This is a genomic window from Kribbella sp. NPDC059898, assembly GCF_042730855.1.
GTDB lineage: Bacteria > Actinomycetota > Actinomycetes > Propionibacteriales > Kribbellaceae > Kribbella.
Genome location: NZ_JBHWKR010000003.1, coordinates 669,998 through 685,033, shown reverse-complemented (window position 1 = coordinate 685,033; position 15,036 = coordinate 669,998). Strand labels below are relative to the sequence as shown.

The window sequence follows — 15,036 nt, the reverse complement described above, 5'->3', positions numbered from 1 at the left end:
TTACAATCCGGGCGCCGTCCGATCCTGGACAGCTCGCCGTTCCGCCCTTGACAGGCAGGTAGTGCTCCGCCACAGTTCCACTGAAACGTTTCGACTCGGTGAACGGAGCCCTTCATGTCGGTGGCCTCGACCGTGGCGCGACGGCGGCGGCGGTGGCCGTTCGCGGTCTACCTGACCCTGATCCCGGTGCTGGCGACGCTGCTGGTGTTCCAGTACTACCCGGCGGCGAGCGGCATCTGGCACTCCTTCTTCGACTGGAAGCCGGCCGGCCACTCGACGTTCGTTGGGCTGGGCAACTACCGGACGATGCTGCACGACGACCTGTGGTGGAGCTCGTTCCGCAACCTCGGGCTGATCTTCGTCTTCGGTGTGGTGATGTGGGCGATCCCGCTGCTCGCGGCGGAGCTGCTGATCTCGCTGCGCAACCGGCGACTGCAGTTCGTCTACCGCACGCTGCTGATCGTGCCGATGGCGTTCCCCGGCGTGGTGACCGCGCTGGTGTGGTCGTTCATGTACCACCCGAACCAGGGCGTCATCAACCAGGCGCTGGGCGCGGTCGGCCTGCCCGGGCTGCGGCAGAACTGGGTCGGCGACCCGCACCTCGCGCTGATCAGCCTGCTGTTCATCGGCTTCCCGTTCGTGGCCGGGCTGCCGTTCCTGATCATCTATTCGAGCCTGAGCAACATCCCGGCCGAGGTCTTCGAGGCCGCCGAGCTCGACGGTGTCGGCAGGCTGCGCCGGGTCTGGGCGATCGACCTGCCGTTGCTGGCGGCCCAGATCAAGCTGCTGTTCTTCCTCGCGGTCGTGGCCACGCTGCAGTACGGCTTCCTGGCATACATCGTGACGTCCGGAGGTCCGGACGGCGCGACGACGGTGCCGGTACTGCGGATGCTCGACGTCGCGTACCAGGGCGGTGACTGGGGTTACGCGGCGGCGTTGTCCACCACGCTGTTCGTGATCACGCTCGTGCTGTCGTGCGTGATCGTCTTCGTTCGCCGCCGGAGCAGCGGCCTGTCCGACGCGAAGGGGATGTGACCATGTTCGACACCCGAGCGACCCGGCGCCGGACTGTCCACCGGACGCGCCGGAAGCGCGGCCAGGCCGGCGTCATTGCCGGCCTCACGATCCTGGTGCTGCTCAGTCTCGGGCCGTACGTCTTCATGCTGGGTACGTCGGTCAAGGACAACCTGCAGTTCGCGACGAACTACTGGTTGCCGTCCTGGCCGCTGCACCTGGAGAACTACTCGACCGCGTGGCAGCAGATCAGCCCGTACCTGCTCACGTCGCTCCTGGTCGCGGCGGCGGCGATCGTCGGCATCCTGCTGCTGTCGTCGGTGGCCGGCTTCGTCCTGGCCCGGTACTCGTTTCCCGGCCGGCGGTTCCTGTTCGCGATGATCGCCGCGCTGATGATGGTGCCGAGCATCTCGAGCCTGATCCCGCTGTTCGTGATGATGCGCGACTTCGGTTTGCTGAACACGTACGCCGTCCTGGTGATCCCGCACATCGCGGGCGGTGTCGTCCTCGGCACGATCCTGATGAAGACGTTCGTCGAGAGCATCCCGCAGTCGCTGTTCGACGCGGCCCGGACCGACGGTGCCGGGGGAGTGCGAATGTTCACCTCGATCATGCTGCCGTTGTCGATGCCCGTGATCGGAACAGTCGCGCTGGTGACGGTGAACGGCGTCTGGAACGACTTCTTCTGGCCGTTGCTGACGATCACCAAGGACCAGTACCGCACGGTGTCGGTCGGGTTGCTGTTCTTCCACGGCCAGACGGGCACGGCGTACGGCCCGATGTTCGCCGGCTACATGCTCGCGAGCCTGCCGCTGCTCGTGCTGTTCGTCCTGCTGTCCAAGCACTTCCTGGCCGGAGTCCAAGGCGGTCTTCCGGGCAGTCACTGAAACCCCACCTCCAGAAGGGAAATCTCGATGGCGAGACCGCATCGCGCCGCCCGCGCGCTGTCGTGCATCGCGTTGGCGGGGCTGCTGTCACTGACAGCTGCCTGTAACGGCTCGGGGGCCGGGTCCGGTGACCAGGTGACGATCACGATCGCCGGGCCGAACCAGTGGAACTCCGACCCGAAGAGCTTCGGCCCGGCCTGGGAGGACCTGGTCAAGCGGTTCGAGGAGAAGGAGCCGGGGATCAAGGTCGAGACGACCGTGCTGCCGATCCCCGACTTCGTCCAGACCCTGTCCACCCAGCTGACGGCCGGCACCGCGCCCGAGCTGGTCTTCAACCAGGCGCCGCACCAGCCCGACCAGGTCGTTGCCCTCGACGACTACCTGACCAAGCCGAACCCGTACGTCCCCGGCAACCAGCACTGGATCGACATCTTCAACCCGGACCAGTTCGGACCGAAGTCCGGCAAGGTGCGCAACGCCGCCGGCCACTACGAGTGGGTGCCGTTCAACCTGGTGACGATCGGCCTCTACTACAACGTCGACGCGTTCGCGAAGGCCGGCGTTCAAGCGCCGCTGAAGACGTACGGCGACTTCCTGACGGCCTGCCCGAAACTGAAGGCGGCCGGGTACGCGCCGCTCGCGATGGACAACGGCTGGCTCGGCCAGGGCTGGACGTACAACGTCGTGATGGGCATGTTGATGGACAAGTACTACGCGAAATGGAACCAGTTCGACGCCGACGGCAAACCCGGCAAGGCCGCGCAGCTGACGGCCAAGTCGGTCGCGCACGCGATCCTGACCGGCGAGCTGGACCCGACCTCGACGCCGGAGGTGGCCGAGGGGCTGCGGCTGATCAAGAAGATGTTCGACGCCTGCGCGACGCCGAACTGGTCCGGTATCGCCGGTGGTGCCTCGTTCGTCGGCGGCAACGACTTCGTCGGCGGGAAGGCCGCGATCGCGTGGGGCACGAACTTCGCCGACTCCAGCCTGGACGAGGTGACCTGGAAGCACAGCACGATGCCGTTCCCGACCATCACGTCGGCGGACACCTCGGTGTCGGACGGTACGCCGGCCCGGTTCGGCGCGGAGGCCGGCGGGACGTCGTACATGATCCCGTCGACGACCAAGGGCAAGCAGCTCGACGCCGCGGTGAAGTTCCTGCAGTTCGCCAGTAGCACGGAGGGCGGACAGGCCTGGCTGGACAAGTCGGGCGGTATCCCGGCGACCAGGGACGGCAAGGCGGCGCCGGGGTTGCAGGGGCTGATGAGCGGGGAGTGGTTCAACCATCCGCCGCGGGTGATGGGCCTCGATCTGCGGCCGAAGGCGCTGGCCGGGAAGCCCGTGTACGACGGCTATCTGCTCGGTACCAAGAGCGAGTCCGAAACGATGCAGAAACTCAAGGAGGACTGGACCGCCGCGGTCAAGGAACAGGCCAAGGACGCCGGGTGGACGGAGGCGTGGGCGAAATGACGAGTATCCGACGCATGATCACCGCGGCGGTGGTCACCGCCCTCACCGCCGCGGCACTCGTGACCACGTCCGCCGCGGCGGCTCCGGCCGGCATCACCTCGGTCCGGGCCACCGACCAATCGATCCAGGTCAAGGGGACTGCCGGGGCCGCCACCGATGTGGCCGTCTACGCGCTCGGGGTCGAGCAGGACGACTCCGCGTGGAACGGCGGCACGCCGGTGGCGACCGTACGATCCGACGCCGCCGGTGCCTTCGCGGCAACAGTCTCGACGCAGTTGTACTACGACAAGTTCGTGGCCGTCGCCGATGGAGCGATCGTCGGCACCGACCACCAGGTCGACGACGTCGCGATCACGCCGACCAACTCGTACCCGTACCCGACCAGCCCGACCAAGAAGGGCCTGCAGGTCCAGCTGACCGCCGACGCCGAGGAGCTCGGGGTCGGGCATGCCGCGATCAACGTCGCGTTCAACCAGATCATGCAGATGTCCGACGCCGGGGCCGGCCAGTCGATCCCGTTCGTGTCCCAGGGCCGGACGTTCTACTTCGACGCGGCTGCGGTCGGCGGGATCGACCGGCAGATCAAGCCGTTGTCGGACAACCGCACCGTGGTCAACCTGATCCTGCTGCTCTACCGCGACGACCGCCCGAACTCGAGCTGGCAGGTGCTCAAGCATCCGGACGCGGACCTGCGCGGCGGACCCGTCTTCGGCTTCAACACCAAGACCGCCGAGGGCATCGCGTACTACACCGCCGCGGTCGAGTTCCTCGCTCAGCGGTACACCCGGACCGACCAGCAGTACGGCCGGGCCACCGGCTTCATCGTCGGCAACGAGATCGACGCGCCGTGGGACTGGCAGAACATGGGCCTGAAGACCATCGACGAGTTCCTGCCGTACTACGAACGCGCGCTGCGGATCACGTACCTCGCCACCCGCAAGGCGTACGGCGAAGCCCGTACGTACGTATCGCTGACGCACGCCTGGGCGCGCTCGCTGGTACCGGATCCGCAGCGGTACTACGCGGGCAAGGACGTCGTCGATCGGCTGAACGCGATGACCAAGGTACACGGGGACTACCCGTGGAACGTTGCCTACCACCCCTATCCGGACAACCTGGTCGACCCGCGCTTCTGGAAGGACGGCAACACCACCAGCGACCCGGACTCCACCCCGAAGATCACCCTGCGCAACATCGAGGTGCTGCCGCAGTACCTGTCCCGTCCGGGGCTGACGTACGACGGTCAGCAGCGGCGGATCATCCTGTCCGAGCAGGGCTGCAACACCCCGAACACGAGCGCCGAGTCGGAGCGCAACCAGGCCGCCTGCTACGCGCTGGCGTACTACAAGGTCGCGTTCCTGCCCGGGATCGACGCGTTCATCCTGCACCGGCACGTCGACCACCGGCAGGAGGGCGGGCTGCGGCTCGGCCTGTGGTGGTGGGACGACACCGTCGACGCACCGGCCGCGCCGAAGACGCAGAAGCTCGTGTACAACGTGTTCCGCGACATCGACACCAGCCGGTCGTTGGAGGCGACGAAGTTCGCGCTCGACGTGATCGGCATCAAGGACTGGTCGGAGCTGGTGCCCGGCTGGGATCCGGCGAAGCTCGCCGTCCGGAGCAATCCGGCGACGGTCGGCGCCAGCCGTACGGCGATGCCGCGGCAGGTGCGCACGTTGATGGACTTCACCAGCGGTACGCAGGGCTGGCGGGTGTCCGACGCGTCGGATCAGGTGACGGCTGTGGACGGCGTACTGCGTACCCACTTCACCTGGTCGGCGGGCAACGCGGCGCAGCTCGCCCAGCTGTGGCGCGGTACGGACGTAGTACTGCCTCAGGCGGTCGACACAGCTGGGGCGCAGGCGCTCTCGGTCCGGATCCGAATCCCGGCGGACGCCGCGGTCGGCACGCGGTTCGTGAAGATCAAGGCGTACGGCGACGACGGCCGGGTCGTTGAAGGCGCTACCCGGCTCGGCGACGGTGCCGACTGGCAGCGGGCGAGCATCGACCTGTCCGGGTGGAGCGGACGGATCGCCCGGATCAAGGTGTGGGTCCGGGGGAGTACGCAGGCGGCGTGGAGTGGGTCGTTCGACCTGGACGACGTCCAACTGGCCGGCGCCCTCGCCGGAGCGGATCGGACCGGCAACCTCTCGATCGCGGCCGCGGCGCCGGAGGGGATCGGCGCCGGGAAGCCGGTACGGGTGACCGTCCGGAACGACGACCTGCGGCCGGTGAGCGATCCGACGGACGTGAGGCCGTGCGACGGCGTCACGCTCGACCCGTCGACGTTCCCGACGACCGGTATCGCGCCGGGGGCTGCGACGACGTTCGCTGCGACGGTGGCCAGGTCGGCGCCGGCGGATCCGTACAGTCCGCGGATGTGCTTCCAGGTGGCCGGATTCGAGTACGAGGTCGCGGTCGCCGTACCGCCGAAGCCGGTGCCGGTGGCGAAGCCGCTGTTCGACTTCGACGACGGCACGACACAGGGTTGGCAGGCCGGGTCGGGCATCGCGTCCGTTTCGGCGGCAACAGCGACGGCGAACGGTCCCGGCGTACCGCAGGCGGGTCCGTACATGCTCGACGGTGCTTCGCCGGTGGAGTCGTCGTTGCTGCCCAAGACGATGTATGTCGACCCCCCGAAGCCGCTCGACCTGTCCGCGGCGAAGCGGGTCGTGGCGTGGGTCGACTCGTACGGCGGGGCGCCCAACTCGACCGGGTACGAGGTGACGTTCACGCTGCGGTCGGGGTCGTCGGTGCAGACGATCACCCAGCCGTACAAGGCGGATCAGTGGAACGAGGTCAGCCTCGACGTGTCGAACTGGGCGGGTCGGTCGTCGGTGGATCACGTGGAGGTGACGATGCACGCGGTCGGCGGTGACTATCCGAACTGGGGTGCGCACTTCCAGGTCGACTCGCTGGGGTGGTTCGACAGCCTTTAGGGGTTCTCTAAGGTTCTCGGACGGTGGGTCTAGGGGCGGTTGGGTGGAGTGGCAGGTACCAACAGCAGTAAAGGAGCCTGTCATGAAACTCAACCGTCGCCTGGTCGGCGCCATCGTGGGAGTCGTCGCCGCCGCGGGGATCGCGGTCCCTGCGATTGCCCAAACGTCGCCGAAGCCGAGCAAGCCCTCGGAGCTGCCGTCGGTGGCCGCCTCGGCCGGACTGAGCGAGAGCCGGCTGCAGGCGGGGCTGGTCGCCGCCAAGCGGGCCGGTGGCAGTACCGACGCGGGTATCGCGGCGTTCGCGGCGGCTGCTCACACCAGCCGGGCAACGGCGGAGCGGATCGTGTACTCCGTGTTCGGCATTCAGGGCGATCGCAGCCTGACCGGTCCGGTGGCGGCGGGCGCCCTCGCGTCGCGGCTCGGCGTACCGGCAGCTGCCGCGCAGCGGGCGCTGGACCGGATCGGCGCGCTGAGCCGCGAACCGGACGGCGTCGACCTGCACAGTGCCGGGTTCGCTGCCGTCGCGCACGACCTCGGCGTCCAGCCGGCGCAGCTCGCGGCCGCGCTGGACGCGGTCAAGCAGAGCATGGCCGGGAAGTAGGGGCGGAACGGGCGAGTACGGCGCACAATGAGTCGCGTGCGAGTGCTGGTGGTCGACGACGACGCGGCGGTGTGCCGCTCGCTGGTCGTCGCACTCGCACGCGACGGCTACGAGGTCCACACCGCCGACGGGGGCGGTGAGGCGTTGCGCCAGACCGCGCGGCTGCCGGTCGACGCGATCGTGCTCGACGTCGCGATGCCGGAGCCGAACGGGCTGGAGGTCTGCCGCCGGCTCCGCTCCCGCGGTGACCGCACCCCGATCCTGATGCTCAGCGCACGCGAGCTGGTCGACGACCGCGTCGCGGGGCTGGACGCGGGCGCGGACGACTACCTCACGAAGCCGTTCGCGCTGACCGAGTTGCGGGCGCGGATCCGCGCGCTGCTTCGCCGCAACGAGGTGAGCAGCGAGCAGTTGGTGTACGGCGACGTCGTACTCGATCTGGCCGGCTCCCGGGTACGTCGGGGGGCCCGCGAGATCGTGCTGAGTCGTACCGAGTACCTGCTGCTCGAGCTGTTCCTGCGCAACCCCGGCCGGGTGCTGAGTCAGACGAGCATCTATCAGGCGGTGTGGGGCTACGACTTCGGTCCGGGGTCGAACAACCTCTGGGTGTACATGAGTTACCTCCGGAGGAAGCTCGAGGCGGGTGGTGAGCCACGGGTTCTCCAGACGGTCCGTGGGCTCGGATATGTACTGCGGGATACCCCGTGACGCTGCGGAACCGGATCGCGGGTGCGGCGGCGCTGATCGTGCTGGTGGTCGCGGCCGGCGTGAGTACTGTCCTGTACCTGTCGTACGCGGCGAGCCTCCGCGGACGGGTGGACGCCTCGCTGATCGACGCGGCGCAACAGGCGTCCGCGATCGCCCAGCGGCTGAAGGAGTCGACGAGCGACAAGGGCGCAACGCCCGTACTGGACAAGCCTGTAACGGTCGGCTCGATCGACGTCCAGCTGTATCCCGGACCCGTCGACGCGGGTCAGTCCACCCGTTTCGGTCCGCTCGACAGTCGGGATGTCGCGACGGCCTCGGGTGCGCAGCCGGCGTATTTCGCCGATGTGCGTTACAACAACCAGCCTTTCCGCCTTTACACCGCTCCGATGCCGGACACCTCGGTCGGTGCGTTGGTGCGCACGAGCCGGGCCGGGAACGCGGACGACAGCGCGCTGCGCAACGCCGTACTGTTGCTCGCCGGGCTCACGATCGCCGCCGCGCTCATCACGTACGGCGTTGCTCGTCTCGCCGCGGGCCGCATCCTGCGTCCGGTTGCGGAGCTCACCGCGGCCGCCGAGCATGTCACGCGGACCCGCGACCTGACGGCGCGTCTCGGTGCCGACGGGACGGACGAGGTCGGCCGGCTCGGTGCCGCGTTCGACACGATGCTGGGCGCGTTGGACGAGTCGGTGACCGCGCAGCGCCAGCTCGTCGCGGACGCCTCGCACGAGCTGCGGACACCGCTCACGAGTCTCACCACGAACCTCGACCTGCTCGACGACGGCGCGGCGCTGGCCGATCCGGAGGCGCCGGCGTTGGTCCGGGCGGCCCGGGAGCAGGCGGGGGAGCTGCGGCAGCTGATCAGCGACCTCGTCGACCTCGCCCGGTACGGCGAGACCGTGCCGCATCGGGAGCTCGTGCGCCTCGATCTCGTGACCGCCGCCGCCGTACGGAACCGCCCGGTCGAGACCGAGCTGCGGCCTTGCCTGGTGTACGTCGATCCCGGCGCGGTCGAGCACGCCGTGAGCAACCTCATCGACAACGCCCTCAAGTGGAGCCCCGGCGCCGTCGAGGTCGTGGTGGCGGGCGGCCGGGTCTCGGTCACGGACCATGGTCCGGGCATCCCCGACGACGACCTGCCCCACATCTTCGAACGCTTCTACCGATCACCGGCCGCCCGCGGAATGCCCGGCTCGGGCCTCGGCCTGGCAATCGTCGGCAACGTAGCCCACGCCAACGACGGCACCCTCGAAGTACGCACCGACAATCACGGCTCGACGTTCACCCTCACCTTCCCCACCGAGGCCTAGGGAGCGGACCACCGCAGATAACCCTCGTCCACCTCCGGCAATCGCCCATTCGCGGAGACCCGGAGCGTGCGACGTCCATCCACAAGCGGCCAGCCATTCGACGATCTTTGTCCAGGAATTGGTGACTGACATCGGATCCCCCCGCCTGATAGGAAAAGGATCACGTTATCGGGGGCGGGGGGCGTTACCGTATGGGCGTGAGTTTTGATCCGGTGGCGCATAACCGTGTGGCGTGGGACCTTGAGGTGGACAGTGGGAACGAGTGGTCGAAGCCGGTCGCTCCCGAGGTTGTCGAGCGGGCGCGGGCCGGGGACTGGTCCGTCGTACTGATCGGGTACCAGCCGGTTGACCGGGCGTGGTTCCCGGCGGACTTGTCCGAGGTGGACGTTCTCTGTCTGGCTTCGGGTGGCGGGCAGCAAGGGCCGATTCTGGCCGCGGCCGGGGCGCGGGTGACGGTGTTCGACAACTCGCCGCGTCAGTTGGAGCAGGACCAGTTGGTCGCGGAGCGCGAGGGGCTCGACCTGCGCACCGTGCTCGGCGACATGCGCGACCTGTCGGAGTTCGCCGACTCCTCGTTCGATCTGGTCTTCAACCCGGTCTCGAACCTGTTCGTCCCCGAGCTGGCACCCGTATGGCGCGAGTGCTTCCGCGTGCTGCGGCCGGGCGGGACCCTGCTGTGCGGGTTCCTCAACCCTGACGTGTACCTGTTCGACCAGGAGATCATGGACGCCCGCGGCGAGCTGGTCGTCCGGCACCGCCTGCCGTACAGCGACCTGACACACGTCCCGGCCGAGGAACGCGAGCGGCTGTGGGGAGCGAACGCGCCGCTCGAGTACAGCCACACGATGGCCGAGCAGCTCGGCGGCCAGCTCGCGGCCGGCTTCGTGATCACCGGCTTCGAAGAGGCCCCGCACCACGCCGACGCCACCGCCGGCTGGCTACCCGGCTACTACGCCACCCGCGCCACCAAACCCTGAGGAGTGCCGGCGGCGGTACTCCTCGACCGCGGTGGGAAGCGTCAGGAAGATGCGGTCGGCGCCGATGCGCTCGACCAGGCCGGCGGCGGTCAGCTGGTCGCGGAGGTCCTGCTTGACCCGGGCCATGGCGAACACGATGCCGCGCCGGTCGAGTTCCGCGCGCAGTTGCTCGAGGGCGTCCGCGCCGGAGACGTCGAGCTCGACGTTCGCCTCGGCGTTGAGCAGGAACCACTCGGTCCGGTCTGTTGCTGAGGACAACGATTCCAGTGCGCGCCGGCGGAAGTCCTCGGCGTTGGCGAAGCACAGCGGGGCGTCGTACCGGTAGACGACGAGGCCGGGGACGGGCCTGGCGTCCGGGTAGTCGTCGATGTCGTGCATGCCGTCCACGTCGGGTACGTAGCCGAGGATCCCGTCGTGCGGGTGCGCGAGCTTGCGCATCAGGTCGATGACCGACAACGCGACCGCCGCGAGGACGCCGTACAGTACGCCGAGGCCGAGGACCGCGACGGTGGTGAGGACGGCGAGTACCAGCTCGCTGTACCGGAAGCGGGCGATCCGGCGGAACTCCGCGACGTCGACGAGCCGGAGTGCGGCGTACACGACGATCGCGCCGAGCGCCGCGGTCGGGAACCCGGTGAGGGCGGGTCCGGCGACGACGAGCGTCAGTACGACGCCGACCAGGCAGACGGCCGAGTAGAGCTGCGACCGGCTGCCGAGCGAGTCGCCGATGACCGTACGGCTCCCGCTGCAGCTGACCGGGAATCCGTGCAGGACGGCCGAGGCGAGATTGGTCGCGCCGAGTGCCGCCAGTTCCTGGTTCGCGTCGACCGTCCGGCCTGTACGGCTGGCGAAGGCGCGTGCGGTGAGTACGTTGTCGGAGAAGCCGACCAGGAGAACGCCGAGGGCGGGCAGCGCGAGTCGGGTGAGGTCGGAGGCCTGGACCCGGTCGAAGCCGGGGATTGGTAGACCGCGCGGGATCTGGCCAACGACTCTGATGCCGTCGTCGCGCAAGGAGAACAGGGCAACAGTCGCGGTCGCCAGCAGCACCGCGATCAGCGGACCTGGTGCTCTCGGCAACAATCGCCCGACGACCAGGAGCAGGACGAGTACAGCCGCCGCCAGCAGAGTGGTCGGCCAGTGCAAGTGATCGGCCAGGGCGACGAACGAACGGACATTGGGTACGAAGCCCTCGCCGGTGACCGCGACGCCGGTCACCGCGCCCAGTTGGCTGGCGATCATCAGCACGGCGATTCCCGCCATGTAGCCGACCAGCACAGGTTTCGAGAGCAGATCGGCGAAAATCCCGAGCCGGGCCAGCCGGCCCAGGACCGCCAGTACGCCGACCATCACCGCGAGGGCGGCGGCCAGCGCGCCGTACCGGGCCGGATCGCCCGCCGCGATCGGGCCGAGCGTGGCTGCTGTCATCAAGGCGGTCGTCGACTCCGGGCCGACGGACAGCTGCCGCGAGGAGCCGAACAGGAGGTAGACGGCGAGCGGGCCGATGCTGGCCCAGAGTCCAGTGACCGGCGGCAGTCCCGCGACGGTCGCGGCCGGGGCGTGCGACAAGAGGCCTTGGACTCTGGCGGGTGGGACCAAAGTCGCGGCGGCTCGTGGCAGTACTCCAGGTGTATGGTCCGGTGCTATGAGTTCGCTCGACTCCTGGGCTCTCGGTAGCCACACGGCAGACGGCGTTACACACCCGACGTACCGCAAGGGCAGCGGGCCGGGTGTGGTTGTGATTCATGAGATCCCCGGCATCACGCCCGGGGTGCTCGAGTTCGCCGAAGAAGTGGTGGCTCGTGGCTTCACGGTCGTGATGCCGTCGCTGTTCGGGCGGCCGGGTGCTCCAGCCTCGATGGGGGAGTCGCTGCGGACCGTTGCGGGGATCTGTGTGAGCAGGGAGTTCAGCATGTTCGCGATGGGGCGGACGACCCCGGTCGCGGGCTGGTTGCGTTCGCTGGCTCGCGAGTTGCACGACGAGCTGGGTGGACCGGGCGTCGGCGCGGTCGGCATGTGTATGACGGGTGGCTTCGCCCTCGCGATGCTGGCCGATGCGCCTGTTGCGGCGCCGGTGCTTGCCCAGCCTGCGTCGCCTGCTCCGGTCGGCGCCGCACGGAAGGCCGACCTGGGGCTCAGTCCGGCCGACCTGGCGTCGGTGAAGGCGAAGGTGGCCGCGGGGTGTCAGGTGCTCGGCCTGCGCTACAAGGACGATCCGGCCGTCGGCACGCGGTTCGACACCCTTCGCCGCGAGCTCGGCGACAACTTCATCGCGGTGGAGTTCCCTGGTCGCAAACACTCGACGTTGACCGAGAACCGTCAGCAGGAGGGCGTCGACCGCGTCCTGGCGTTCTTCGAGGAGAAGCTGACCGCACACTGAGGGGTGGATCTCCAGGCCATCACAATCGTCGGCCGCGCGGCGTTCGTCGCGGGCGGAGGCTGACGGAGGCGGGCGAGCTGTGATTGTGATGGCGTGCAGATCCGCAGGGTCAGCCGTCGGTCATCGCGGCGGGGATCACCGCGACGGGGCAGTCGGCGTGGTGCAGGACGGTTTGGCTGACGGAGCCGAGGAACATGCCAGCGAAGCCGCCGCGGCCGCGGGCGCCGAGGACGATCAGGCCGGCGTCGGCGGCGAGGCGGAGGAGGTGTTCGGCGGGGTGGCCGGAGATCTGGACGAGTTCGGCGTCGTGGCCGCCGCGCTGGTGGACCGCTCGGCGGAGGTCGTCCTCGGTGATCCGGTGCAGCTCGGTCCCGACCGGTTGCGCGGCGACGACCCGTACCAGGAGATCGTGGCGGCGGGCGTAGTCGAGTCCGTAGTCGAGCGCGACCTCGCTCCCGGGCGAACCGTCGTACCCGATCACCACCCGGATGCCGGCCGTGCTGCCGAGGTCAGGCCGTACGACGACCACCGGACAGCGCGCGTTCGCGGCGAGGTCGAGGCCCGTGGAGCCGACCAGCGACCCGAGCATCAGGCCGAGCCCGCGGCTGCCGATCACCACGACCGCGGCCTCGCCGGAGGCCTTCACCAGCACGGTCGACGGCGTGCCGTTCTCGATCCGGGTCTCCGGGACGATGCCGGGCCGGACGCTGCGGGCGAGGGAGGTCGCGCGGTTCAGGATGTCCGCCGCGGCGGGTGCGGACGCGCCGGCCGGCAGCGCACACAGCAAGCGCAGATCGCTGGTCAACGACGCGGCCTCCAGGGATCCCCAGCGGACCGCGACGTCCGCGGCCGGAGAGCCGTCGATGCCGACGACAACGGGTCGGTGAATCATGCGGGGTCTCCTCAAGGTGATGGACCCGAGCATCCACCAGCTGATACCCGCCGGCACCGGCCGTTCGGTACCCACTACCCGGGACCTTCGACCCGACTGATGAACTTCACAGCCGCGCAACACGCGGGCAATCCGGGCCGGGGACTCTGGAACCATGGAGTCGCTGCGGACGACGCTGACCGGTGGTACGGCGTGCGAGGTGTGCGGGCGGTTGCCGCATCCGCGGAGGCTGCGCCTGACGCTGGCGAAGCTCGTCGCGGTCGCGCCCGTGGAGCTGGCGCTGCATGCGGTGGTGCTCGCCGCGCATCCGCCGTACCTGATTTCCGTGGCCGTGCTCGCGAGCGTGACGACCGCGTTGGTGATCTGGGTGGTGGAGCCGTCGACCATGCGGCTGCTCCGTTCATGGCTGCACGCGCCGACGGTCCGGCCGCGGCAGGGGACCGGGACGTTGTGGCGGATTCGGGTGACACTCGACGACCGCGCCGGCTCGTTGGAGAGTGTGACCCGACGGCTCGCCGTACTGGATGCGAACATCCTCGGGCTGCATGTGCATCCGGTGGACGACGGTGTGCGGGACGAACTGGTGGTGTCGGCGCCGGACGAGCTGACGGCGACCGACGTCGAGGCAGCGGTCAGGGCAGGCGGCGGACGTGAGACCCACGTCTGGCCGACGACCGCGCTGGCGTTGGTCGACGGGCAGACGAAGGCGCTGAGCCTGTCGGCGCGGGTCGTCGCGGACCCGGCCGAGCTGCCCCACGCGGTCGCCGAACTCCTCGGCGCTCAGCTGGTCACGGACCGCGCTGCCCTGGCCGGACAGCTGCCGGGCGATGTGCTGAAGGTGCCGTCGCCGTGGACGGGTCTGTTCGTGTTCAGCCGACCGGGTGAGCCGTTCACCCCGGCCGAGTCGGCCCGCGCACACCGGCTTGCCGAGCTGGCGGAGGCGGCCCAGACCATCAGTCGCTAGCGGTGCGGCTCGGAGCTGGGTGGTGGATCACCGCGACCGGGCAGTGCGAGTGGTGCAGGAGGCCGCGCGCGACGGAGCCCATCCGGAGTTCGGAGAACGCCGTACGGCCGAGGCCGCCGACCACCACGAGGTCCGCGTTTTGGGACTCGCGGGCCAGGACGAGGACGGGATGGTCGACGACCCCGTGACTGCCGACGCGGACGTCCGGGTACTTCTCGGTCCAGCCGTCGAGGGTCTGCGCGAGCAGTTCGTCGGCGGTCTCGATCCACGGCCGGCTCGGATCGAACCAGCTGTTCGGGTCCGGGTACGTCTCCCGTACCTCGATCGCGTGGACGCCGAGCAGCTCCGCGCCGGTCGCCCCCGCGAGCTCGAACCCGAACCGCAGCGCGTCCTGCCCTTCGACGGAGCCGTCGACCCCGACCACGATCCGGTGGTACGCCGGGGCCGCCGGGTCCCAGGTGTCCGGTACGACGACCAGCGGCACCGTGGTGGCGAGCGCCGTACACACCTGGGACGTGGAGCCGATCACCAGCTCGGCGAAGCCGCCCATCCCGCGGCGGCCGATGACGAGGGCCTGGGAACGTTCGGAGAGGTCGAGCAGCACCTGCGCGGGGTGGCCGTGCCGGACCTCGAGCGACGCGGTTCGGAAACCTAGCTCGTCGAGCCTTCGCGCTGCGTCGGCAAGTACCGCGCTGCCGTCGTCCGTTGGCGGACCCGCGGGCAGTTGCTCGTCCACGACGTACACCGCATGGAGCGCGGCGTTGCAGACAGCGGCGTACGACGCTGCCCAGGTGAGTGCGATCAGGCCGTCCCGGGACCCGTCGATCCCCACCAGCACAGGTAGCTCTTTCGTCATGGCGCCTCCTCGCGGCAGTTCCATTCAAGTCCCGAGGCACT

13 protein-coding genes are annotated in these 15,036 nt (G+C 69.3%); 10 read left to right on the top strand and 3 right to left on the bottom strand.

Annotation, left to right across the window (positions count from 1 at the left end):
• Positions 1–114: 114 nt before the first annotated feature.
• From ACFV9C_RS13480 to ACFV9C_RS13445, 8 genes are all read left to right on the top strand, one after another.
• Positions 115–1,035: a carbohydrate ABC transporter permease gene (locus ACFV9C_RS13480; protein ID WP_380193389.1), complete on the top strand. Its 921-nt coding sequence runs from the start codon at positions 115–117 to the stop codon at positions 1,033–1,035.
• Between the two features lie 2 nt (positions 1,036–1,037).
• Positions 1,038–1,901: a carbohydrate ABC transporter permease gene (locus ACFV9C_RS13475; protein ID WP_380193388.1), complete on the top strand. Its 864-nt coding sequence runs from the start codon at positions 1,038–1,040 to the stop codon at positions 1,899–1,901.
• 27 nt (positions 1,902–1,928) lie between these two features.
• Positions 1,929–3,371: an ABC transporter substrate-binding protein gene (locus tag ACFV9C_RS13470; protein ID WP_380193386.1), complete on the top strand. Its 1,443-nt coding sequence runs from the start codon at positions 1,929–1,931 to the stop codon at positions 3,369–3,371.
• Positions 3,372–3,385: 14 nt separating this feature from the next.
• Positions 3,386–6,310 carry a DUF5722 domain-containing protein gene (locus ACFV9C_RS13465; protein WP_380193384.1) on the top strand — a complete coding sequence of 975 codons (2,925 nt, stop codon included), beginning with the start codon at positions 3,386–3,388 and terminating at the stop codon, positions 6,308–6,310.
• Positions 6,311–6,392: 82 nt separating this feature from the next.
• Positions 6,393–6,911 (top strand): hypothetical protein, encoded by a 519-nt coding sequence (locus ACFV9C_RS13460; protein WP_380193382.1) that lies wholly within the window; start codon positions 6,393–6,395, stop codon positions 6,909–6,911.
• 36 nt (positions 6,912–6,947) lie between these two features.
• Complete coding sequence (locus ACFV9C_RS13455) at positions 6,948–7,619, top strand: response regulator transcription factor (RefSeq protein WP_380193381.1); 672 nt, start codon at positions 6,948–6,950, stop codon at positions 7,617–7,619.
• On the top strand, positions 7,616–8,929 hold the full coding sequence (locus ACFV9C_RS13450; RefSeq protein WP_380193380.1) for a sensor histidine kinase: 1,314 nt from the start codon (positions 7,616–7,618) through the stop codon (positions 8,927–8,929). Before ACFV9C_RS13455 ends, ACFV9C_RS13450 begins: the two co-directional genes overlap by 4 nt.
• A gap of 197 nt (positions 8,930–9,126) precedes the next feature.
• Positions 9,127–9,906, top strand: coding sequence for a class I SAM-dependent methyltransferase (locus ACFV9C_RS13445; protein ID WP_380193379.1), 780 nt, complete (start codon positions 9,127–9,129; stop codon positions 9,904–9,906).
• Here the strand turns inward: ACFV9C_RS13445 and ACFV9C_RS13440 are convergent.
• A complete protein-coding gene (locus ACFV9C_RS13440) occupies positions 9,868–11,472 on the bottom strand; it encodes a SulP family inorganic anion transporter (protein ID WP_380193377.1) in 1,605 nt (534 codons plus the stop codon). The two genes, ACFV9C_RS13445 and ACFV9C_RS13440, sit on opposite strands and share 39 nt — an antisense overlap.
• A gap of 76 nt (positions 11,473–11,548) precedes the next feature.
• On the opposite strand from ACFV9C_RS13440, the gene ACFV9C_RS13435 reads away from it, so the two are divergent.
• On the top strand, positions 11,549–12,283 hold the full coding sequence (locus ACFV9C_RS13435; RefSeq protein ID WP_380193376.1) for a dienelactone hydrolase family protein: 735 nt from the start codon (positions 11,549–11,551) through the stop codon (positions 12,281–12,283).
• A 109-nt stretch (positions 12,284–12,392) separates the two neighbouring features.
• Here ACFV9C_RS13435 and ACFV9C_RS13430 read toward each other — a convergent pair whose 3' ends face one another.
• The gene (locus ACFV9C_RS13430) at positions 12,393–13,175 is read right to left on the bottom strand and encodes a universal stress protein (RefSeq protein ID WP_380193373.1); all 783 of its coding nucleotides are present in this window, start codon (positions 13,173–13,175) and stop codon (positions 12,393–12,395) included.
• A gap of 154 nt (positions 13,176–13,329) precedes the next feature.
• On the opposite strand from ACFV9C_RS13430, the gene ACFV9C_RS13425 reads away from it, so the two are divergent.
• Positions 13,330–14,139 (top strand): amino acid-binding protein, encoded by an 810-nt coding sequence (locus ACFV9C_RS13425; protein ID WP_380193371.1) that lies wholly within the window; start codon positions 13,330–13,332, stop codon positions 14,137–14,139.
• Here the strand turns inward: ACFV9C_RS13425 and ACFV9C_RS13420 are convergent.
• On the bottom strand, positions 14,129–14,995 hold the full coding sequence (locus tag ACFV9C_RS13420; protein WP_380193369.1) for a universal stress protein: 867 nt from the start codon (positions 14,993–14,995) through the stop codon (positions 14,129–14,131). The genes ACFV9C_RS13425 and ACFV9C_RS13420 overlap by 11 nt on opposite strands.
• Between the last annotated feature and the right edge of the window lie 41 nt (positions 14,996–15,036).